General features: G+C 71.6%; 1 protein-coding gene (running past one end of the window). It reads left to right on the top strand.

What is annotated here, in order from left to right; genetic code table 11:
* Window positions 1–2: 2 nt before the first annotated feature.
* Window positions 3–25,261, top strand: the 5' portion of a protein-coding gene (locus tag ACFFNX_RS02740; protein WP_378194499.1) for a histidine-type phosphatase. It continues 15,913 nt past the right edge of the window; the window shows 25,259 of its 41,172 coding nt (coding positions 1–25,259); it begins with the start codon at window positions 3–5; the stop codon falls past the right edge of the window.

Below are 25,261 nucleotides of genomic sequence, written 5' to 3'. Positions count from 1 at the left end.
TTGTGGCCGACGAGGCGGAGGGCCTGACCTTCAACGAGGACGAGCGGCGGCTCTTCCTGCTCGTCATGGGGTCGGAGCCTCCGCCGGCGGTCCCCGGCAAGGTCCTTGGCCTCAGGACGCCCTTCGACCAACTCGACCACAATCTGAGCACACTGGCGGCGCACTACTCCCACACCGCCTCGGCGATCGAGGGGGCGCTGCCGGACGAGGCCGTCGCGCAGTTCAAGAGCGTGTTCGCCTCGATCCTGGGCGCGGACGGCGGCATCTCCCAGGTCGATCAGATCCGCCGCGGCGCGCAGCTGATGGCCGAGCAGATCCAAGGCTGGTACCGGAGCCTGCTCGAGGCCCAGATCGAGATGCTGACGGCGCTCATCACGCTGGAGATCCAGCTCGACATCATGACCGCGATGGCCTTCTTCACCGGCGGTGCCTCGCTCGGTGAGGAGGCCGTCGCGGAGGGCGCGGCGCGCATCGCGATCAGGTCGGCCCTGGACCGGCTGGTCTCGTTCGTGAAGTTCGTCCTGCCGACGGCGATCCAGGCGGCCATCGGCGCGCTGATGATGATGGTCGCCAGCCTGATCGCGAGCAGCATCGACGGGGACCCCGACGGGCCCCACATCAACTGGAAGTGGGTCGGTGAGGGGGCGCTCGGCGGCGCCCTCGCCGACGTCGGGATCCGCGGGATCGGCGGCGTCTTCGACAAGCTGATCCTCAACGGCGTCAAGGGCATGGACAAGGCGTTCCTCACCGAGCTGACGAACATCGGCGGCGACTTCCTGAAGATGGGCGGCGGCACGATGTTCTCCGCCACCCTCACCCAGGGGCTCATCGAGGGCGAATGGCACGCCGCGCCGATGATGTTCGTCGCCGGCGGCCTGGTCGGCGCCGGGATGGGCGCGGCGATACGCGGCATCGGCGGCGGCGCGCTGAAGTACCGCATGATGAAGATGGACCCGAACGTCATCCGGTCGCTGACGAACCGCGACCTGCTGAACGTCAAACCACCGGGCGGCGACGAGAACGGCTCGCGTCCTCTTCCCGACCCCGATCCGGGCCACATCACGGAGACGCTCCCGCCGCCGCGGGTGACCCGGACCACCGGGCTCACCGGGCCGCCGGAAGGCCGCCCGCCGTCCGCGCCGGGCGAGACGTACACGCCGCCGCTGGGAGAGACGTCGGGCAACAGACCGCTCATCCGGCCCGTCGCGGAGGGCGATCCGCTGCCCACGAACGGCGGGCGGTCGCCGATCGACGCGAGGACCGAGCCGGTGGTACGGGAGAACGTCCCGAACCCGCTCGAAGAGCCGCCTGCCGAGACGCCGCCGCTGGTGGACGAGCCGGGTTCGTCGTTCGCCAAGCCGCCGCCGTTGTCGCAGGCGCCGCCGCCCCTGCCGCTGCGGCCGGGCGAGTCCCCCCTCCTGGGGCCCGACGGCATGCCGTTGCAGCGTCCGGAGACGATGACTCCCGGGGTGCCTCCCGGCACGCGAGGAACACCGCTCCCGGAGTCCACGAACCCGGCACCGGTGCCGCCGCGGGAGACCCCGGTCCCGCCCACGCCGCGGGGCACCTCCATACCGCCGGAACGCGTGCCCACCCAGTCCGGACGGGACGTCCCGCCGCCCATCGAGCACGAGACCCCCCCGCCGCGTCCCGAGACCACGTCGCGCGACGTGCCGCCGCAGGGCGAGACGCCGCAGGACATCCACGACACGACGTCGCACGACACGACCTCCCACGAGACGACCTCCCACGACGCGCCGCTGGATCAGCCGCCCGCCGAGCACACGCCGCCCCCGCACGTGGAGGTGGTCTCCGGCGGCCACGAGGACGTCACGCCGAACTTCGTCCTCGACACCGGGGATCGCGCCATATCCGACCGGCTGGACACGGGCCACGCCGACCAGGCGCGGCGCTACACCGGGCGGCTCGAAGGCGAGAACGGGAGGTTCCGGCAGCAGCAGGAGGCCGACCGGAACGTCGACGCCGCGGTCGCCGCACACAACGCCTCCAGCATGCACGGCGTGCCCGAGGAGGGCCCGAACACCGATCCGATGACCCGGATCCACGCGGCGGGAGTGCCGGACGGCCTCGCCCGCCCGGTCGCGGAGGCCTACCGAGCCGCGGTCGCCGAGCACGAGGCGGAGACGCGCGATGGGCCCAAGATCACCGTGGACGGCGCCGTGGAGCCGGTCCGTCCGCTGGCCGACCGGCTCCGCGAGCGGCTGGAGACGCTGTTCGGGGACAACGACTACGCCCCGTCGCCGGTCGAGGTGGTTGAGCGGCTGCTCCACCAGGACGAACGCTTCGAACCCGAGGCGTGGGCGCGTAAGGCCGGCGTGCCCGAACACCTCATCGGCACGGTCGCCGACGGTTACCGTGCGGTCCGCACGCAGTCGAGCCTCCCGGGCGAGGGCGCGACGCAGGAGCCGGCGGCGTTCGAGCGGCGGCTGACCGAGACGCTGGAGGCCCGGTTCGACGGGACCGAGCACGGGGTGCCGATCCCCGCGGTGGCCGACCGGCTGATCCGGGAGCAGGCGCGGGTCGACGCCGACCGGACGCAGCACTGGATCGGGGAGGTCCGGCAGCGGTTCGACACTCGCTGGCAACAGGCCTACGACCAGCACCGGCGCGGCGAGATCTCCGAGTGGGAGTTCGAACAGCGGTTCCAGGACCTGGTCGACGGCCTGCCCGACGAGCTCGAGATGGAGGCCGCGGTCCGCTCGGCCCGCGCGAGCGCCGAGACCGCCTTCGACACGGCCTTCGAGGCGGTCGACGGCCCCGACCGGTTCTCCCCGGTAGAGGAGGCGCAGGCGCGGGCGCGGTTCGTCGACGAGACCGAGTCCGAGGTCCGCCGGATCGTCGAACGCCTCGGCATGAAGGGCGAGCGGCTCGACCCGTACGTCTGGGACCGGTTCCACTCCCAGGCCCAGGCCCGCATCGAGGAGCTGGCGCGCGGCCTTTCCGCCCGCCTCGACCTGGAACACGACGCGGGCCTGCGGTTCGGCCGCCTCCTGGACGCGGCGGGTCTGGCCCACGACTCCGCCGACGTCGTCAGGCTGCGGGCCGAGTACGACGCGGAGTTCGCGGGCCGCACGAGGACGCTGCCCGGCGGCCGGGAGACCCGCACGCTGGAGCCGGACGAGTGGGAGCGGCGGGCCACCGAGCTCGGTCCCGCCGTGCGCGACCTGGACGCGCGCTGGACGGGCCGGCTGGCGGCGAAGGCGGCCGAGGACGCCCTGCTGGCCCGCGCCGACGACGAGCTGGCGCACCACGAGATCGTCTGGCGGGAGATGTCCGACCGGCCCCGCGAGCAGTTCGACGGCGTCGACGTCGACGCCGTGCTGGCCGAGCACAACGACGCGCTGCGGGCCGAGGGCGCCCGGCTCATCGGCGACCGCCACACGAGTGAGCTGACCGCGCGCGACTGGGAGGACTACGTCCAGAAGCTGACCGGCGCGTACGACCGGCTGGCCGAGCTGCTGCCGGGGCGGTTCGACGAGCATGCCGGCCGGGCCGTGATGCTTCGCCGGGTGGACCAGGCGTTCGAGGGTGTGGAGGCGCCGGACGCGCACGTGAACCGGGTCCGCCCCGAGTTCCGCGACGCGATGATCGCGGCGCACAGGTCGTTGTTCGGCCGTACGGGCGGGGGCGTGTGGTCCGGCGAGGAGCTGGCCGCTCGCGAGACGGAGTTCCAGCGGGAGCACTTCGGGCCGTACCTGGCCTCGCTGGCCGACCGCCTGCGGTTCGAGGCGAGGCTGGAGCACGCGCTCGGCGAGGGCGCCGAGCGGTTCCACGAGCTGACCAGCGAGGTCAGCGCGCTCACCGGCCGGGCGACCCGGCGGTACGCGATGAGCGAGCAGACCTTCGAGAACGTGGCGAAGGATTTCCGCGCCGAGTGGGCGGCCCTCGAACACGAGGCCTACGGTCCGCGCAACCGGAACGTCCCGGCCTGGCTGGAGCGGGAGCGGTCCGAGGGCGACGCCTTCGGCAGCACGTTGCGCAGCAGCTGGGAGACGCTCGTCTCCGAGGCCGACGCGCCCCGGCTGGCCCGGATCCGCGAGCAGGCCCGGATCGAGAACGAACAATGGCGGCAGCAGCTGGCCGAGGTGTTCGGCGACCTGCTGCGCAAGAACGCGGCGCTGGAGGCGCTCGACCAGGGCTTCGACTCGGGTCACCCGTCGCTGGCCTCGCCCCGGGCGCTGGCCGACTACCGTACGGCCCTGGAGGCGCTTCGGAACCGTCTGTCCTCGCAGTGGGACGCTGCCAGGACCGAGGACGAGCGCACCGTCCTGCTCGACGGCGCACGCGAAGAGCTGGCCGCGCTCCGCGCGGAGGCGGAGACCCGGGACGCCGCGTACCGCGAGTGGCGCGACAACCCCGAGTGGACACTGGACTTCGAGCGGCTCGACGTCAGCCGCACCCCGATCGAGGCGTACGAGCGCCGTGTCGGAACCGATGAGATCGAGCCGGAGCCGGTCACTCCGGAGAGCGCGCGCCCCCAGACCGTGTCGGAGGGGCCGCCCGAGCCTCCGCCGCGCGACCCGGAGGACCAGCGGCCGTACGTGGAGGACGTGCCGGACGAGGGCGACGGGCCGCTTCCGCGTGCCGACGACGCCGAGCTCCTGCTCTCGGAGATCGAGACCACGCCCGAGCCCGCTCCCGCGCCGCGCTCCGCACGGATGGTCGAGGCGGAGAACCGGGTCCGCGAGGGGCTCGCCACGCTGCGCGCCGAGATCGCTACGCGCGACGAGGCGTACCAGGAGTTCGAACGGCGGCTGGCCGCCCGCCCGGACGACGGCGGCCGCGTGCCCTTCGCCGAGGTCGGTTCGCTCCGCGAGTGGTTCGCCGACGAGTGGGTCGCCGGCCGGGACCGTACGGAGCTGGGCGCGGAGTTCACCCGGCGGCTGGGCCAGGTGCGCGCGGCCGCCCAGGCCGGTGAGACGTTCGACCGCGAGGTGGCCGGTGACCGGTCGTGGCTCTGGGGCGATCGGGAGGGCGTCTTCCGGGAGACCGCGCGCGTGCGGGAGCTGCGTGCACGCTTCATCCGCGAGCTCACCTCGTCTCCGCGGGGCGACGCCGAACGGGGCAGCCTGGTGGAGGAGCTGCGCGAGGAGTACCGGCAGGCGCACCTGGAGTGGCGGCAGCAGGCCACCGCGAACCGGGCCTTCGAGGCCGTGCTCACCGCGGACGACTCCCAGGGCCGCGTCGACCTGGGCCAGAGCCGGCACAAGTGGGACAACCTGACCCGCCGCTGGCACGAGGAGGAGCTGACCCGCCTCCGGGAGCGTTACACCGACGAGCGTGCGGCGCTGTCGGACCCGTCCGCGCCCGAGGCGGCCCAGCTGACCGAGAGCGTCCGGCAGGAGGCCCGGCGGCTCACCGCCCAGGCCGGGCCGATCGCCGAGCTGGGCCGCCGTCTGGAGCAGGTCGCGGAGAGGCGCGAACCGCCCCGCGACTGGTCGCCGGAGATCCAGTCGTGGTACCGGAGCGAGCGGACCGCGCTCACCCGCAAGACGATGGACCTCGTACGCGACCGGCCGTTCGACACGAAGCTGCGCGCCCGGCTGGAGGCGGACCACACACGCCTGCTCAGCGCCCTGAACGAGGTGGCGCACAGCCGGGAGCTCGCCCGCCGGGAGTTCGCCGACCTGTCTGCCGTGCGAGAGACCGGGCAGGCGAAGATGCGGTCCCGCGAGACGGCCACGTGGGCGAGCCGGCGGATCGAGCAGATCCGCCGCGCGTACGTCGAGGAGCAGATCACCGACAACGCGCTCCGCGAGGCCGAGGAACAGGGCCGGGAGTTCGTCCAAGCGCCGCTGGAGACCGCGCCCGGCGACTGGCACGAGCACGCGTGGCGGTCGGCGCAGAAGCGACTGTTCGACCGGTACGAGGAGCAGTTCACCCGGCACGACGAAGAGCTCGCCGGCGTGCCCGAGACCACCGTGTCCGCCGAGGACCGGGCGGCCTTCGAGGAGAAGGTCGAGTCGTGGCTGCTGGACAACCCGCAGGCGAAGGACCACCCCTCCTTCACCCAGATCAAGGACCGGATGGGGGCGGAGTTCGAACGCCGGCTCCTGGCGGGCGACCGGTCCCGGCAGGAGGTCATCGACGAGCTTCCCGGCGAACTGGACCTGGAGGCGGCCCGGCAGATCGCGCTCCGCTACGGTCAGGACGCGTTCGACCGCAGCTTCGCCATGTGGCAGCGACGGGTCGGTTCCCCGGAGCACTCACTGCCGTTCGAGCTGACCGGGTCGGTCGTCGAGATGGTGCGCGAGCGGGAGTGGACGGAGTTCGAGCGGCGCTGGGACGACGCCGTGCGGGAGGTCTTCCGGCAGGTCTCCGATATCCGCGGGGACCTGGCGGCGCGCCGTCGCGAGGCCACCGTCCGGCTGGACGAGCTGACCAAGGATCTGTTCGACGCGTTCGACCGGCGGGCCGGTCTCGCCTCCGAGCAGGAGCGTTTCGCCGAGCTGTTCGAGGCACGGGCCGGGTCGTTCAAGGACGCTCTGTCCGGTGCCGACCGTGCCCTCCTGGACGGGTTCGCCGCCCGGAACGCAGAGCCATCCGAGCCGGGTCGCCGGCAGGTGCTGCACGACGGCCTGGAGACGCTCCAGAAGGGGTACGAGCGGCACTTCCCGGCCGGCGAGCCGGTCACCGAGAAGGCCATGGCGCGGTGGCGGGAGACGTTCGACGAGACGGCCGAGTCCCTGCCGTCCCGGCTCGCGACGCAGACCGCGCGCGAGGCCGCGCTCCAGCGTTCCCTCCACGACCTGGAGACCCGGCACGCGGCGTGGGAGAACGACCCGGGGCTGAGCGAGGAGTTCCGCGAGCGGTTCGGCCTCCAGCACGGCGTCGCACTGGCCAAGGGGATTCTGTCGTCGATGAAGACCGCCCTCGGCCGTTCGGTCAACGACCACTTCGGCACGCTGTTCACCGGCGCGCAGGACAAGAGTCTGTCCGCCCGGCTCGAAGAGTGGCGTGAGTGGTACGACGACGCCGCCGGCACCGACCGGCTGAACGTCTGGCTCTCCGTGGAGGCGGCCCGCCAGAGCGTGGCCGGGAAGGCCGAGCAGATCTTCGCGGAGCGGTCCGCGCGGTGGCAGGGCGAGCACCCGGACCTGACACTGTCCGAGGAGGATCTGGGGCGGGCCCGCTCGGGCCTGGTGGAGCGCGTTCTCGACGCCTACGACGGCATCTTCGGCCTCGGTGTGAACAAGACCGGGGAGCTGGACAGCCGTACGTGGGTGTGGGACCAGCGTCTGGGGCGCCTGACCGCGGAACTGCCCGCCCACCTCGCCTTCGAGGCGGTGGCCCCGCCCGCCCTGAAGGGAATGGGCCGGGCGTTCCACACGATCAGCAAGGGCCACCGCACGGACGACGAGGTGTGGCTGAACAACACCGCCGAGTCGTTCCACGACGAGGCGTTCGACGAGTTCCGCGTGCTGTTCGCCCCACGAGACCTGTCCGCGTCCTGGGGGGAGCAGGAGGCGGCCACCACCAACGCGTTCTCGGCCGGCCGCGAGGAGGCCGCCGCCGAGGCCGCCGCGCCGGCCGAGACGGCGACGCTCGCCGAGGTCGCCACGCTGGATGAGACCTCCACGCCCGTGTCCACCGAGGTGACGGGGCTGGACCCGGAGCACGAGCGGTTGCTGTGGGCCGAGGTGCGGACGGCGTTGACGGCCCGGGGCCTGCCCACCGACGACGAGACGGCGCGGAACCTGCGGGCCGACCTGTCCGAGAAGTACCAGGCGCTGTCCCCGGAACGGAGGAGGCACACGCGGTCGGCCGGTGAGGCGATCGTGTGGGACCACGTCAAGACCCTCCTGAAGCCCGGCCAGCGCGTGGGACTCATGGGCGCGGGGTCGGCGAAGGAGAAGGAGTACTGGGCGGTCCTCGCGCATCCGGAAGTGGCCGATGCCACCACGATGGGCAGCGTGGTGCTGGCGAGGGGCCCGCACGGCGCCACGCTGTCCGTCGAGCTCAAGAAGGTCTACATGGGGCCGGGCGACCGCCTCTACCGGTTCGAGCAGGAGGCGGTGGACGCGGGAGGCAGCGGCCTCCTCAAGCCGGCGGCGATCGCCGAGGTCGACACCGGGGTGATGCGCGATCACCCGGGCGAGAGCTACGCCCACCCGGAGCACGTGTACCAGACGGAGGTGGCGTTCGAGCAGGCGTTCAACGACCTCTCCGGAGAGCCCGGTGTTCAGCCCTTCCTCCCGTTGGAGCGGTTCCTTCCGGCGAACTGGACGCTCACCACGGAGGGCGCGGGCTGGCTGATCGGACCGCCGCCGGTCGGCGCCCCCGGAGGCTCGCACGACCAGTACAACGTGGGCGTGTGGCCGGCGGCGATCTATCGCCTGATGACCGAACACGTGGCCGAGAACACCTGGCGCGACCTGTCGGACGGCTACCTCACGCGCGCTCACCTGGATGACGCGCGGGACTTCGCCGACGACGTCGCGGCCAGGATGTTCGCCTTCGAGACCCTGGGGTACGTCCCGGCGGACCTGTCGGTCGTCCGCCCATTCCTCGATGTGCCCGACCTGGCGTTGCAGGAACTGCGCTCCCACGCCTTCACCGAGTACGTGATCGCGGCCATGACGCTCAACCGGGACATCCACCTCGGTCTTCGAAAGGCCCACGCCGCCTATCTCACCCGGCACGAGTCCGACTTCCGGTTCAAGGAGATGCCGGAACGCTCGCACATGTTCCTCCCGCGGGACCGGGCGGCCTTCCGGCAGATCCTGGAGGAGAGGTTCCGGAGCCGGATCCCGGACTACGACGAGCAGTACCTCGAGTTCAACGAGATCCCCGTCCCGGACGGCGGCCTGATGGAGGTGGGCGACGACCCCGTCGGCGACTACCTGGACACCGCGATCCTCGGCAAGTCGGGCGTCAGGCTGGCCGACTTCGCCAACACCCACATCCTGGGGAAGTACGACACGAACGGAGGGCCGCTCGCCAAGGCCGTCCTGGAGATCCGTTACTACGTGCAGCTGATGACGGACGCGGCGGCGTCGCAGGCGAATCACCAGGCCCTGACGGACAAGGTGCGGTCGCTGCTCCCCTGGGTCGAGCGGCTGCACGATCCCTCCGCGGAGGACCTGGCGGAGATCGAGGCCGCGCGGGCGGAGCTACAGCGGCTGGCCCCGCCCCCCGGGGAGGGACTCGAGTTCGAGCCGGCCGAGTTCTTCGACCCCATCTACCACGACGACGGCTGGCCGATGGCGCGCGAGCGGTACGAGCGGACCCTCGCCGCGCGGCTGACCGGGGCCCAGGGCTCGTTCGTGGCCACGCGCTCCGTCATCGGCCGGCTGTTCCAGCGGCTGGCGGGCGAGCTCAGACGCGACGTCACGCCGTTGTTCGGCACGAGCGAGCGGCCGCTCGGCTCGTCGCAGGACCTGCGAACCCTGGCCGACGACCGGTCGGCGGATGGCCTGGCCGCCCGGATGGACGCCTTCACCGCCGCGATCCGGCGCGCCGCCGAGCTGGGCCTCGACGGCTTCTCCCGCCGCTCGCCCGGTGAGCGTCCCGCCTGGTGGCGAAGCTGGATGGAGGGGACCCGCGGCTACCGGCTGAACGACACGGCGCCAGGCTTCGAGCTGCCGTTCTCCGTCTACCGGAACCTGGCGCCGGCGTCCGACGACGGCCGCGGCATCCTCGCCGCGATGATCGCCTGGCAGGTGCCGAAGGGGGCGTCGCTGTTCGACGTCGTGCTCGGCTGGTGGCGGGCCGGGTACGGCGGCGAGCCGGTGCGTGAGGCGCTGTTCAGCGAGGCGTCGGAGCTGGACGAGTGGGTCGACCGTACGTTCGAGCCTCGTGCCGGCGTGACGGCCCCGGAGGCCCTCCATGCGCTGACGCCGCCGCATCTCATCGGGTACGACCGGCTGGTGACCGGGCGTATCCCCGCGAACCTGATTCCGGCCGCCGTCCAGACGAGGCTGGCGAACCGCGAGGCCACCGCCCTGCTGACGTTCGGCGGCCTGCCGCCCGAGGGCGACGGCACACCGTTGACCGATCTTCAGTGGGTCGTCGCCCGGCGGGCCGCCCTGCGTCTCCCCGCTTCGGAGGAGTGGTCCTGGACCGCGATGTGGTACCAGGGGGACCCGGCGTCCTTCCCCCGGATGGCGGCGGGACTGCCCATGAAGATGCCCTCGATCGTGCGGGTGTGGCGGTCCCCGGGGGAGGCGATGGCGCACGTCCGACCCGAGGGACCGGGCTGGATGGTCCTGGCCCGGGTGCACCGCACCGTCCATGACGCGGGCGCGTTCGGCCCGGCCAGTGGCCAGGGCCGGGTGCGTTACCTCGTGGACGCCGGCGCGCCCGAGGTCACCGAGGTGCACACCGCCCCCGACGCGTCGAAGGTCGAGCTGACGCTCGACTCCGCGGCGGGCGACGTGCGGGAGGCGCAGCTACGGGACGAGGACGAGGAGCGGTACGGGACCCTCTACCTCAAGACCGACGACTGGCTGCGGCTGGCGCCGCTGTTCAGGCGGGCGACCGCCGACGTCCTCGCCTGGGGCCGGGACGCGAACGGGGAGCTGGTCACGGCGCGGTTCACGACGCCGTTCGCGGACCCGTCGAGGACGTGGGTGTACGGCGGGTACGGCGACGCGATCGGCGCGCCGGCGGTCTACGCCGGCCGGCGAGCGGCGGAGCTGGCGGAGGAGGGATACACCGACCTGGTGCTGCTGGCCGATGTCGAGTACTCCGAGCCGGCGTCGCGTGCGCTGTCGACCCTGGCACAGGAGTTCGGCCTGCGGATCCACACCGCACCGCTGGCGCTGGCGCCGGGCCGTGACGGGCAGCCGGCAGCGTTCCACCTGCCGCTCGACGCCCAGGGACGGCCGGCGTCGTGGGTGACGTATCTGCCGGAGGGAGAGGTCTGGCGGCCTGCGGAGAACATCGCCGGCTGGGAGGTCGCGGAACTGGACTCCTACCCGCTGCCGGCATACGTCGGCGCGCCCGGCGGTGTGGGGCTGCGCTCGTCGGACGACGCCGAGGAGACGGCGCCCGATGAGGCGGTGAAGCTGGACGCGGATCACCGGCAGATGCTGTGGACCGAGGTGCGCGAGGAGCTGGAGCGCAACCACTGGACACCGGAGTATCCGAACTGGAGTCTTGAAAAGCAGGCGGACCTCGCGACGGTCCGGGCGAGGCTGTCGGAGAAGTACTGGCAGCTGTCCCCGGGGGATCGGAGGCACACGCGGTCGGCGGGTGTGGCGATAGCGCGGGACCTCATGGGTCTGCACGGCGCTCTCGGCGGAGGGTCGGGCAAGGAGAAGGAATACTTTCTCGCCATTCGGCACCCGAAGATCCCCTGGGTCAACGACCGGCACGGAGAACTGCTGGCGACGGGACCGCATGGCGCCAAGCTGGTCCTTGAGACCAAGAAGATCTACTCGGGGCCGGAATCCGGCTACTACGTGGACAAGGACGAGGCGATCGCGGTCCGGGGGACCGGGCTCCTCAAAATGGTGGCGATCCTCGAAGGGCTTTTCGGGGTGCTCCAGGACCACCCGGAAGAGCGCGGTTATGTCGATCCGGACCGCTCGTTCACCGTGGAGCAGGACCTTGAGACGGCGCTGTTCGCGATCGACGCTCCGCCTGGTGCCTCCGCCGACATCCCGTTGGAGCTCATCCTTCCGAAGGGCTGGTCGATCACCGACAAGGGAAAGGGCTGGCTGATCGACCAGTGGCTGGTCGGGCCTCCGTCGTGGGGATCGCACGAACACCTCAACACCGGCATGGACCTGGCCGTCGGGCACCCCATCCTGAAGCACGTCCTGGAACGCACCTGGCGCGACCTGAGCCAGGGATGGTTCACCCGCGCTCATCTGGCCGACGCGCTGGAATTCGCCGATCACATCGCGGCCCGCTTCATCTCCCAGGAGTACCTCGGGTACATTCCGGCGGACCTGCAGGTCGTACACCCATTCCTCGATGTCCCCGATCTCGCGGTGCAGGAACTGCGGTTCCACGCCGCCTTGCTCTACGTGTTCGGGGCCATGCGGCTCACCGGGCTCGCGGTCGAAGGATGGGACAAGTCCAATGCCGCGGTCCTGGGGCGTCACTCGCCCCACGTGGTGTTCCGGAACCTCCAGGAGCGGGCGCGGGCCTTCCTCCCGGAGGACCAGGCCGTGTTCTTGAGGATCGTCGAGAACACGTTCCGCAAACGAATTCCGGACTACGACGACCTCTACCGCAGGCGTACGGGGGAAAGCGTCCCGGACGACGGCCTGTTGTCGCTCTCCCGCGAGGGCACCGGCTACTCCGTCCGGCGATTCGTGACCAGCGGCCTGGTCGGGGACACCGAGGTCGAACTGAAGAGGTTCACCGGCATGACCACACTGCCGGAGCTGGACGGGAACCGGGTGGTCGTGGAGGTGCGGGCCTACGAGGCGTCGCAGGTCACGGCGGAGTCCTCGCGAGCGAACCACCGGACCCTCACCGACGTGGTGCGCTCGTGGCAGCCCAGGGCGGAGCGACTGCGTCACCCCACGGAGGCCGACCTCGCGCAGATCCGCGCGGCGAAGGAAGAACTCAGGCGGCTGGCACCGCCCCGCGGCACCGACGAGGACCAGGTACCGGCGCCCGACACAGGCTTCGGCGCCCGCTACGACGAGACCTGGCCCGCGATGCGCGAGGCCTACGAGACGGCCGTGGCCGCCCGGCTGGCCAAGGCCAAGACCCCGCCCCTTCTCATGCGTGCTCTCGTCCGGGACCTGAACCGGCGGTTGTCGGAAGAACTGCACCAGGACGCCGCACCGTTGTTCGGGACGCCGGATCGGCCGATCGGCTCGACGGCGGAGTTGGAAGGCCTGCTCGCCGACGACTCTGAATGGAGCCTGAACGAGACGATGACGGCCTTCGCGACCGCCGTCGACCGGCAGGTCGGGAGGGACTCGAAGAGCGTCCCGCTCCGCGATTCCGGAGCGCGGAGCACCTGGTGGCGTGAGCGGATGGACCGGCTGCGCGGCTACCGCCTGAGCGAAGAGCCACCCGACCACCTCGAGCGGCTGTTCTCCGTCTACCGGGCCCTCGCGCCGAAGTCAAAGAACAACCAGGGCATCCTCGTGGCGATGCTCGCCTGGCACGTGCCCCGGGGAGGCACGTTCTACGACGTCCTGCTGGCCTGGCGGCGGGCCGGGTTCGGTGACGAGCGGGTGCGGGAGGCTCTGGACGGCGAGGCCGCGCAACTCTACGAGTGGGTCGACCAGAACCTGGCGCCCAGGGCCGGTCTCCGGAACCCGCAGCGACTCGAAGCGCTGACACCACCGCATCGGCGTCCGGCGGACCCGGTCCGGTCCATCGAGAGGGATCTCGCGCGGACGACCGTCACCGAACGACCCGGCCCGGTGACCGCCGCCCCTTCCACGAGGCAGGCGGTGGCCGGTCGGCCGGAGAACAGATCCGCTGAGGACGTCGAGGAGGCACGCCGCGGCGAGACGGCGGTCGTTCACTCGCCGCCGAGTGCGCCGGCGGATCTGCGGCCGGCCTCGAGCGTTCCGGCGGAGGATGTCTACCCGTTCGACCCGGCGCGGGTTCAGAACTGGACGCATCGCGTGCTGCGGGCCATGGAGGGGTCGGTCGGCTTCTACCGGTGGGTGCCGCCGCCGCTTCCCGACGAGACCCGTGCTTTCCAGATCCGCACGATGTCCGCGAACGGCACGCCGAATGATTTCCTGCGGTGGATCCGCGGGGAGGGGCCCGCGCCGACGACGCTCGACCGGATGAACTGCTGGGAGGCCATCCTCTACACGGCGCACTGGTCAGGTGCGGTCGACCGGGGATGGCTGGCGCAGATCCATCGCGAGGCGTCTCAGGCGGCGGACGAGGTGTATCGCGCGGGATTGACCGACCAGCCGAATGCCGCCGTCGCGATGTTGCGGGCCATCGACACCTACGGTGACACGCTGATGCGCTCCCTGGTCGTCGGCGAGCCGACCCACCATCGGCGCGATGCCCGGTCCGGTCTGGTCACGCCGGATCTGCCCGCCGGGCACCTGGTGACCATCAACGGCAGCGCCCACGTCATGCTGGCGCTCGGCACACGTGACGCCCAGGGGCGTCAGGAGGTGCTGAGTCTCTGGAATTTCCCGGAGGACGAGCCGGGGCGGCGGACGTCCGCCCCGTACGTTCCGTCCTCGACGGGTTCGGGGTACCTGCAGAGGACGACGCTGGAGGAGTTCCTCGACCTTCCCCAGTTCATCCGGCCGAGGTCCATCCTGTCCGCGGCGCCGGCGTGGTCGTCGGGGCCCGGGGCCGCCGCCATCCGGACCGTGGGCGCCGCGACACCGGTCGTGGAACCGGCCGCGATGGTCGCGACGCCGGCGAGCGCGGACTGGCTGGCCCGGCGGTTCGCCGCACCCGTCGTCCCGGTCGCGACGGAGCGTTTCGAGGCCAAGGCCGACTTCCGCGTGGCGGGCGGGAGGCCACGCGCGTCGGGCTGGGGGACGCTGATCCGGATCAACGTCCAGCGGATCCAGGCGGCGAACGGCACGTGGCTGCGGAACCACGTCGTTGTCCTGCCGGTGAAGCCGATGTTCGGGGTGAGCGCGCACGACGTCGCGGGGATGCAGCGGTCCCTGAACCGGATGATCGACCAGTACGCGAACCGGGGGTATGAGCTCCCGGTGTCGGGGGACCAGTTCTTCTTCGGGGTCAAGCTGGTCATCGATCCCGATCACCTGGAGGCCGTCGAGATACGGCCGGGCCGGACCCCCGACGCGCCCGACCTGACGTTGCGCCGGCCGGACGCGCGGCACTGGGGGCTGGGCGACTTCACCGTTCTTCTGCTGCACGAGCTGTTCCACTACCTGGGCCTGCCGGACGAGTATCGGGATGCTCTGTCGCTGTTCCGCCGGCTGATGCGGTCTTCGGCGGTCAGGACCGACGGGATCATGGCGGGGGGCGTCTTCGACCCGTCCAAGCCGATGCCGGCCCGTTATCTGCGGATCATCGAGTCGGTGGTCGACGCGACCTCGGTCCTGCGGGACCACCCGCTCGACGCGCCGGGGTCGCGCGGGTTCGCCGCCGCACCGCCGATGGCAGCGGGAGGCGACGCGGAGACGGTCGCGGCGGCGTCGATGTATGAGGTGGTGACCCGGCCGGACGAGGGCCCACGGCATCCCGCCCCGCCCGCACCGGGCGAGCCGGTGTCCCGGTCGGCGCTCGGCGAACCGGAGTATCCCGGAGAGTCGGTCCTCGACCTGGGGCTGCCGCCGCAGGAGCCGGCCGGAGGCCCGGTGGAGAACCCGGCCCTCACCGGTCCGAGGGAGGCGGAGTACGCCGGGCGCCTCGCGGAACTGCTGTCCGCCGAGGAGGTGGACCGTCTCGCGGTCATGGAGCAGCTCCGCCTTCGCGGTTCTCTCGGGGACGGCCGTACCGCCGAGACGCTGGACGCCGCCTTCCGGTCGCGTACCGGGACGTCGCTGGCCGAGGCGATGGACGGCGCGATCGTGGAGGGGCGGGCGCCGGAGAGCCTGGTCGAGGACGTGCTCCGGCATATCGGCCTGGTGGAGGAGTTCACCCTCGGCGCGCAGCCGCCCGGCTCGATCGCGGTCGCTCCGGACGAGCTGCCGACTTCGCTGTCGTCGGTCCAGGACTACGCCGAAGCGATCCACACGATGGCGGTTCGGCACGAGGACGGGGAGGGCGTGCTCACCCTGCTGCGTCTCCTCGGCGGCGATGTGCGAAAGGTCACGGCCGTACAGCACGCGTACGTCGCGAAGTACGGCGTGACCTTCAACCAGCACGTGGAGGAGCTGTGGGAGCGGCAGTACGGCCCCGCGCACGCTCACCGGTGGAACGAGATCTGGCCGACGACCGCCGCCGACCGGCTCTTCACCGAGTCGCTCCCGCAGCCGGTCTCCTACGAGCAGGTCGAGCGCTGGTACGACCGGCTGGCCGGGCTGACGTTCCAGCACCACGAGCTCGGTGCCGTCCGGGTGCCGAGCGACCATCCGGCCGACGGGTGCCAGATGCGGGCCCACCTCGCGGCGTTCCAGCTTCTCCAGTGGGGGGCGCCCGTCGGCAAGATCACGGCCAGCAGGGTGGAAGAGGGAGGCCTTCCCGGGCTGGGGCTGCGCGACGGCGACTACCCGGGCTTCCTGAGCCCGACGACCGTTCCGTGGTTCTGGCACATCGCCCCGGTGGTGTGGGCGCACGACCCGGAGGGGCGGCCGGGGTGGATGGTCCTCGACACGGCGCTCAGGCGCGGGCCGATGACGCCCGGCGAATGGCTTAGCGCGATCGGCGTCAAGCCGGGCGGTGATCAGGACATCTTCCACACCGGCACGGTGGACGACGTCTACGCGGCTCTGATGAGGGAGTTCGACAAGGCTCCGTCGGCGTGGCACCACAACCCGAGCATGAAGCTGACGTTCCTGAGGGGACGGTCGGTCGCGGTGATAACCCAGGCGCGTCTCGTGGGCCACGTCATCGACACGCCCGTGGCTCTGCCCACGCTCGACAAATGGACGAACGAGCTACCCGAGAAACTCCTCGAGCACGCTCTCGTGATGCGGGAGCTCAGGTACGCGCGGCACGCCGACCGGGTCCTGACGGAATCGCGGGACAACGGCGTACCGGCCGAGGAGGTGACACGACGGCTGGAGGCCGAGCTCGGCGGCGCCAGCCCGCGGAGGGGCACGCTCGCCCGTTATCCCGCTCTCGGCCAGTCGCTCCGCGACGTCCTCGGTGACCACTACGAGGACCTCGTACCCCGGCTCTTCCCGGTGGAGGAGCCCGGGGGGAGACCCTCGGTGGACGAGCTGGCCGAAGCGCTCGGCCGCATCTCGCTGAACGCGGACATGTCGCTCGTCCCGGTCGCGGAGGAGCAGGCGTCGCCACCGGCGGACTGGCCGCGGTGGACGGACGTGCCGGCCACCGGACCCGCGGCCCCCGAAGAGTTCGAGATCGCGGGTGTGGCCCCGTCCATGGACGCGGACGAACCACTGGTGTCGCCGGTCAGGTTCGGGCATGTCTACCAGCGCGGCTCATGGGTCGAAGAGCGCGGCGTGTACCGGCACGCGCTCGCCCGGGTGCTGGCCGCCGACCCGGAGGTGGACCTGGCCGCACGGCAGGCGGCCCGCCGCCTGTACACGGTTCTCGCCCTCCATGTCGGGGCCGACGCCGCGGCCGCGGGTTTCGGCGCGCCGTCCGGCGTCGAGCTCGAACGCCTGCTCGGCGCCGGGTCGGAGTGGGATCTCGGCCAGGTGATGGACGCCTTCCACGATGCCGTGCATCGTCACCAGGCGACCTTGACGGAACTGTGGGGCTTGACCCCGTACGTACGGGATGCGCGTGCGGAGGACTGGCTCTCGGCGATGCGTGACGACCGCGGTCACGAGGTGCATCTCCTGCCGCCGGACCAGACAGAGTGGGCGCTGCGGGTCTACCGGCGGCTGGGGCCCGCGGCGGGTGACCGCCGGTCGTTCCTCCAGGCGCTGATCGTTTGGGGTGTCCGCGCCGGGCAGCCGATTCTCGACGTGCTGCGGGCCTGGCGGTGGGCCGGGCTCGGCAGCAGCGCCAGTTACCAGGTGCCCCGGGGCTTGATGATCGGTGAGGCCGCCGACCTGTACGAGTGGCTCGACCGGGAGTTCTCCCCGGCGGAGCGGACCGACGACGCGGAGCTGCGTTCCGCGTTGACGTTGCCGCACGAGCGGGTGCGGGACGTTCCGCCGGAGGACGACCTCGCCGTGGCGCGGGTCAGGTTCGGCTCGCTCTACCAGAGCGATTCCTGGGGCGTGACACGCGGGGAGTTCGAGCGGGCGGTCACGCGTGTGCCGGCCGCCGACCCGGAGGTGCTGCGGTCCCCCCGCGAGGCGGTCCGCGGGCTGTACACGGCGTTGACCGCGCACATGGCCGCCGATGAGGCCGCCGCCGGTTTCCTCACGCACGGAGCGGAGCCGGGCCGCTCGCCGGCCGCCGAGCTCGAACGCCTGCTCGGCGACGAGTCGGAGTGGGGCCCGCACGACGCGATGGCCGCCTTCTCCAGGGGCGCCCAGCACCACCAGGCGGCGTTGACGGAGCTGTGGGGCGAGGCCCCGCACGTACGGGACGCGCGCGCGGAGGACTGGCTCTCGGAGGTACGTGACGACCGCGGTCACGAGGTGAACCTCCTGCCGCCGGACCAGACGGAGTGGGCGCTGCGGGTCTACCGGCGGCTGGATTTCACGCCGGACGACCGCCGGTCGTTCCTCGAGGCGCTGATCGTTTGGAGTGTGCACGCCGGAGAGCCGCTGTACGACACCCTGCGAGCCTGGCGGTGGGCGGGACTCAGCGCCCCCGGCCACGCGGTGCCCCGGAGACTGCTGGCCGGTGAGGCGGCCGACCTGCACGAGTGGCTCGGCGAGGAGTTCGCACCGGCCGAGCGCATCGGCGACCTCAGCCCGCGGCCCGACCTGACGCCGCCGCACGTGCGGCTGGATGATGGTGCGACCGGTCTCTCCGTGGGCCCGGGGGAGAACGGCGAGGAGACGCCGGACCGGCGGCTCGTCCGCCACGACCCGGCGGACGCCCCCGAGCCCGTCGTCCAGCTCACGTCGTCCGATCGCGGAGACTCCTCGTGGTCGCCGTTCCGGCTCGGGCCCGAGGGAACCCGGCGGACGTTCCCGTGGTTGAGCAGGATCAATCCCATGGTGGTCGAGGGCGGCGACTTCCTGACGAACTGCCTGCTCATCGCGATCGCCGTTCATCTCACGCTGGAAGAGGCGCGGCTGAACCCGGATGAGGATCCGGAGCTGCTGGCCTGGTTCCAGGTTCCACCGGACGTCCGATCGCCGTACGAGTACCTGGCGAATCTCGAGAAGGGCGACCCGATCGACGTGCCCGGGTTCCGGGCGATCGAGGACGCGCTGCTCGCGGCGGGACACGGCGCGCACGGGATCGTGGTGATCGGCGCGCACGGCACGGACGTGGACCACCTCGTCAACGCGGTCAACGTGAAGGGACGGGTCGTCTTCCTCGACGGCCAGCGGCGGGCCGAGGCCGACCTGCCGGACGACTTCCGCAGCCTTCAGTTCCTGCCGACCAGTGAGGGCTTCTCGCGCGAACTGGTCGCGGCGCGACCGGAGCCGTGGCCGCACGGACGGCTGCTCGGCGCGGGCACGTCCGACCTCACGGCGGCGGGGGAGCCGGACATCGTCGACCACTGGCTCCAGGAGTCCGTGCTCGACAGCAAACCGCGTTCTTCCGCGTTGCAGGACCTCGACGACGCGGTGGAGAGGCTGCGCGACGACCGTGACGACGTCTCGGCCATGCGCGCGGTGCTCCACGCGATCGACGAGTGGAGGACGCCGAAGAGCGGGCCCAGCGGGCGCGACGCGGCGGTCGCCCGGCTGCAGGCCGCCGTCGAAGCGGACCTGACCCGCCTGCGGAGCCTCACCGAGGCCGATGACCCAGAGCCCGACCTCGGCGATGCCCTCAGCGAGCGGGATCCGGAGGAGACGCAGGTCGCCCTGCGCGACCTGGAGGCCAGGTTCTTCCCGTCCCAGCTGAACCTCGGCGCCGAACATCGAGCCGACACGGTCGTCACCCCCCACGTGGACGGGGACGTGTACTTCGGGGCGATCGCCGAGGTCCTCGACACCCTGCACGGTCCGGGCGACCGGCTCTACATCAACTCCTGGTACCTCAACCTCGCCACCCGGCTGCGGACCGGGGCCGGTGAGCCGAACCTGGGCGAGCGGCTGGTGGCCCTGGCCGAGGCCGGGGTCGACGTGCGGGTGGTCGTCGCGATCCCGCGGCACTCGCTCGGCTCGTCCGGAGCGCCGCCGCTCCAGCAGGACTTGCTGCACATGCCGTACGCGACGATGGTCGGGGGCTTCGCGCGGACGAACATCTACTCGGTGGAGACGCTGCGGAGCGCGGTCGGCGAGGGCCGGAAGCCGCTCGCCGACCGGGTGCTCATCGACTGGGGCGGTGGCTTCGACTCCCGCCACGAGAAGACGACGGTCGCCTACAGCGCGACGACCGGCCGGCTGCACGCGTTCGTCGGCGGGATGGACTACGCGCCGAACCGGTTCACCGAAGAGGGGCATGCCGGGGCCCCGCAGCACAACTACACGCACGACGCGGGCGTGCAACTCCAGGGGCGTGCCGCGGAAGAGGTGTTGCGCAACTTCTGGACCCGCTGGGACGAGGCCGCGACGCTGCCGGCACGCGACTACTGGTCGAACGGGCAGAAGAGGCCCTACAACGCCGCGGTCAGTCCCAAGCCCGCGTCGCTCACGCCGGAGTACTCCCCCGCGCTGGTGCGGACGTCGAGCCGGGAGTATCGCGACGCCGGGGTACGGATCTGGCGGAGCTACGCGCCCCATCGGGTCACTCCTCTGGGCGACAACCTGCGGCTCGACTGGCACACCCTGCCGACCGGCGGGGTGAAAGAGGTCTCCGACGGCCTGACCGCGGCGATCGACGCCGCCAATACCTACATCTACGTCGAGGACCAGACGCTCAACCCCTCGCACGTCGGGAACGTCTACAACAAGCACGAGGTGCTGTTCCCGGCGGTCTCCAGGGCGCTGGCCCGCGGCGTCAAGGTGATCTTCGTGACGCAGGGCTTCCCCGGCCGGGGCGCCAAGTCCTCGGCCGACGCGACGCCCAAGGTGTCCGGTGAGATCGACACGTTCGTGCTGCGCGGGCTGACGCCGGAGCAGCGCGCGAACTTCGCCCTGTTCACCTTGAAGGACACCAAGGTGCACTCGAAGATCGTGCTGGTCGACGACGAGTTCGCCTCCATCGGCTCGGCCAACTTCTGGGACCGCTCGATGGTCGGGGACGAGTCCGAGATCACCGCGGCGATGGTGCACCCGGGCGGCTCTCGCTCACTCGTCGCCGATCTGCGGGTGCGGCTCTGGCGCGAGCACCTCCGGCTGCCGGAGACGGACTCGGCGGACGCCGATCTTCGTGACCTGAGCGTCGGGCTCGGGTACTTCCGCCGTCTGTGGGGTACCGGGACGACGTCCGACATCCCGGAGAGCGTGCTCGAGGAGGTGCGCGACCACGGCCTCGTGAGCCGGCTCATGCGCCGGGCGGGCCCGGCCGAGGGCTCCGACTCCGCCGGCGAGGGCAAGGCCGTCGTGACGACGCACGACGCGGACGACCCGATGAGGAGCCTGCCCGATCGGCTGGAGCAGGGGCTCACGGAGATGGGCGTCGACCGGCGCGTGCACGCGCTGAGCACCGGCAACCTGGTCCGGCTCGTGCAGACGCCCGACATGTGGGGCGCGGCCATGACGAAGGACGACGTCATGGCCTTCGGCGATCGGGCCGTCGACGAACTGGCCGGCACCGTGCGCGGGATCATGGGCGGCGGTAGGCGGCTGATCGACGTCGTCAGCCTCCTGCCGCCGACCGGGCGGATCCACGAAGCGGTGAAGAACGCGCTTCTCGACGTCGCGTCGCAAGAGGACTCCGGGCCCGTTCTCGTGCGGTTCCTGTTCGGGAACGTCCCGCTGCGGGACACGTTCTCGGAATTCGTCAAGGACCTGAGGAGGTTCCTCAAGGACAACGGCGTGCCGATGGACCGGATGACCGTCCTCGCCGGGCAGTTGTCCAACGTTCTCAGGGGCTTTTGGAACCACTCGAAGATCGTCGCGTCCGACGGCGCCGTGGCCCTGGTCGGTGGCCACAACCTCTGGGCGGAGACGTACGGCGGTTATCCTCCGGTCCACGACGTCTCCATCGAGATGATCGGCGAAGGCGCCCGGCACGCGCACGCCTTCGCCGACTATCTGTGGACGAGCGGTGGCCGCGATCTGAAGGTCGAGCAGATCACCGCGAATTACTCGGCGAAGACGCTGTCCCCCGGCCCGGATCGGAACAAGATCGCCCTGGTCGATTCGTCGGAGCTGCCGCACACCGAGCCGGACCTGAGCCGTGGTGCTCCGGAGCAGTGGCACAGCGCTCGGGCCCTGTCGCTCGGCCGGGCGGCGTTCCTCGGCGACCAGGCCAGCGACACCGCCAAGGAAGCGGTGATCAAGAACGCGCGTCGCAGCCTGAAGATCAGCCAGCAGGACCTGGCGTTCACCGGCTTCACCGCGGAGAAGGACCACCAGGTCGCTCGGTGGATCGCCGAGGCGCTGGTGGACAAGCCGGAGCTCACGGTCGACATCGTCGTGTCATCGGCCAAGGCCGGCGCGGTGAACGGCGCGTACAGCTGGGGGTTCGGGGCGCCCGGCACGTACGCGATGATCAAGCGTTTCGTCCGGACGGTGGCCGACCCCGAGGCGCGGGGAGACCACGACGAACTCATCGAGAACGCCCTGCGGAGGGTGAAGGTCGCGCCCTTCGTCTTCACCGAACGCGACGGAAGCGAGCATGCGTTCGCATGGCCGGACCCGCCTACGGGCACCATCGCGCGACGGTACGAGCCGGGCGCGAAGTTCGCCAGGTCGAAGAAGACCGTTCCGGAGCCGGCGAACCACGCGAAGGTCTACATCGCCGATGACGCCGTCTACTACGTCGGATCGGACAACCTGTATCCGCACAAGCTCGCGGAGTTCGGCTACCTCATCGAGGGCGAGGCCGTCCAGGACCTCGTCACCAACTACTGGGAGAGGCTGTGGCACTACGCGGAGCCGCACGCCACGGACTTCCAGCGGGACATCGTCGAGGACTGGAAGGCCGAATCCAGCCTGGGGACGCTGAACCCGCGTTCGGCGGCCCTGGAGGGGATCGACCGGGCGCTCGACCGCTGGCAGCAGGGAGGGCGCCTGGATCCGTCCCGGCTGGACCAGAACGAACGGCAGCTCAGAGACGTCCTGCGCGCGATCGACCGGTGGCGGAACGCCAAGCAGGGGCAGCCCAGCGCACGGAGCGAGGCCGTGGACCGGCTCCAGGCGAGCATCGAGCGGGAGCTCGACGCCGTGGTGGCCCCGCGGCAGACGACGGACGAGCCCCTCGCGGAAGCCTCGCAGCGGTCCGGCGGCCTCGCCCAGGAAGGCCCTCTGGAGAGGAGCCTGGGGCCGCGCCCGGGCGCACCGGCCGTCCACGATTCACCGGGCTCGGGCGTGTCGACCGGCCACGATCCACTGGACCGGGTGGTGCGGCTCGGCGTTCACTCGGTCGGCCGGTACAGGTGGTGGGGCGACGACTTCGCGCTGGACCCGGACCACGGGTTCCGCATCGCCGAGACGGGCCCGCGCGGCAAGCGCAACGACTTCGTGCGCTGGATCCGGGGCACCGGGCCCGAGCCGCCGTCGTCCGGCCTGATGACCTCCCGGCAGGCGATCCTCTTCCTCGCCTACCGGGCCGGTGCGGTGGACCGCGAGTGGCTGGCCGACATGCACGACGCCGCCGCCGAGGCGGCCCGCGTCACGTTCGAGGCACGGATGGCCGAGTCCGGCCGAAGGAGCCCTGCGATCGACGCGGCGTACGAGGCGTACACGCAGAAGATCGCGGAGCTCTCCGGTTCGGGAGAGACCACCACGCACGTCCTCAACGCGGATTCGAGGGTCGAGCCGCCGGTACCGCGCGGTCACTGGGTGTCGATCGGCGATGGCCGTCATCTCGCCCTCGCGGTGGGGACGCGCGACGCCAAGGGCCGTCAGCGGGTGCTCAGCCACTCTCAGTACCTGGCGGCGGTCCGGGACTCGGGCGGCACCGGTTGGGCGCGCGGCACGTTGCAACTGACCACGGTCGAGGAGTTGCTGAAGGAGTTCGGCTCCGATCTCACGGTGGTCTCCCGGGCGCCCGCCTGGGCCACGACCGCAGGCCCAGGTCTCACTCTCGGCACCGGCCGGCCGGCGCCCCGGGCTCCGTTGGAGCACACGGGTCCGCCGGGGTCCACGCCGGAGAATCCGCAGTACCGGTTCCCCACGGTGTCGGACTGGCCGGCGTCGTTCTCCGCTGAGGCGGACCGGCTGGCGGGCCTCTCCGTGGGCGACCGGAGAGAGGCGCTGGTGGCCCTGACGCAGCCACAGCGGGAGACGCTGGCGTCGAGCAGCGATTTCGTGGATCGGCTGCGGGACCGGCTGGAGGACGGGAACGAGGAGTTCGCCGAGGTGGCGGCCCGGCTGATGCTCCAGGTGCCGCCGGAGGCCGACCAGTCGGCGACGAGCCGAGAACTGGCCGTGAAGGTCATCACCCGGATGCTGAGGCACGCGCCGGACGCGGCACAGCGGATGCTCGGCAAGGGCGCGCGGGTGATGATCACCCCACGCGGGGAGAGCATGACCGGGCGCGAACCCTGGACGTCGGACGTCGGCGTGGTGGCCGACCGCAACCCGATGGACATCCAACGGTCCGCGAGGTTCGGCACGGTCACCGCCGCGCCCGAGGAGAACCTCATCGGCGAAGTGCCCCTCGTCGGTTACGAGGTGGGCCAGGGCGGCAACATCCTGGTGCACGAGTTCACCCACCTGCTCCACGCGTACGGGCTGACCCCCGAGGACCGGGACCTGATCGAGGCGCTCTACGAAGCGCGGAAGGGCTCTTTGGAGGGGTGGCCCGACGGAGATCTGACGAACCCGGCACAACCGTGGTCGCGCAACTACTCCTCCGTGAACGCCAAGGAGTACCTCGCACAGGCCGCGTGCGTCTTCTTCCGGGTGAACCCCGGCCAGGACCTGCAGACCAGGCTGGAGCGGTTCCACGACCCCGAAGCGCTGCGGGCGCATGATCCGGAGATCGTGCGGCTCATGGAGAAGTACTTCGGGCCGGCGAGCGAGGGCGGTCTCGAGGGCAGCCCGTTGTGGCAGGTCGAGGCGGAGAACGCGTCCCTCCAGGCGTTCCGGTCATTCCAGCGGTCGCTCGCGGACGGCGGCCGTGTCCGCTTCTCCTCGCTCTACGCCGACACGAGCTGGGACGTCACGATCAGCAGGTACCACCGTGCGCTGTCCACGGTGCTGTCCGGCGACCGGCGTCTGATCGGCCCTCTCCGACGGGCCCTCCAAGAGCTGGACCGCAGGCTCTCGATCGCCATCCCCGACGAGGCCGTGGTCCCGAAGGCCCTCGACCCGTCCGGGCGGGAACCCGAGGCCGCGCTGAGGCAGCGGCTCGACGACGACGCCGGTTGGACGCTCGGCGAACTCATGACCGCGTTCGCCCAAGCCGTCCGATCCAACCGCGACCTGCTCGGCTGGACCTGGCTGGACCGGCCGTTCCCGCTCCACGAGGCACGCTGGCTCGACGAGATGATCGAACGCGGCTACCGGCCCGGCCGCCGGATGAACGACCAGACGGAGTTCCTGTTCCGCGTCCTCCGCATCCTTGGCCTCTCGCCGGAGGACCGCGCGCACTTCCTGCGCGCGCA

The organism is Actinoallomurus acaciae (genome assembly GCF_042429965.1).
Taxonomy (GTDB): Bacteria; Actinomycetota; Actinomycetes; order Streptosporangiales; family Streptosporangiaceae; genus Actinoallomurus; species Actinoallomurus acaciae.
Note: the sequence above shows the minus strand (reverse complement) of the source record. Positions and strands in the feature narration are given on the sequence as shown.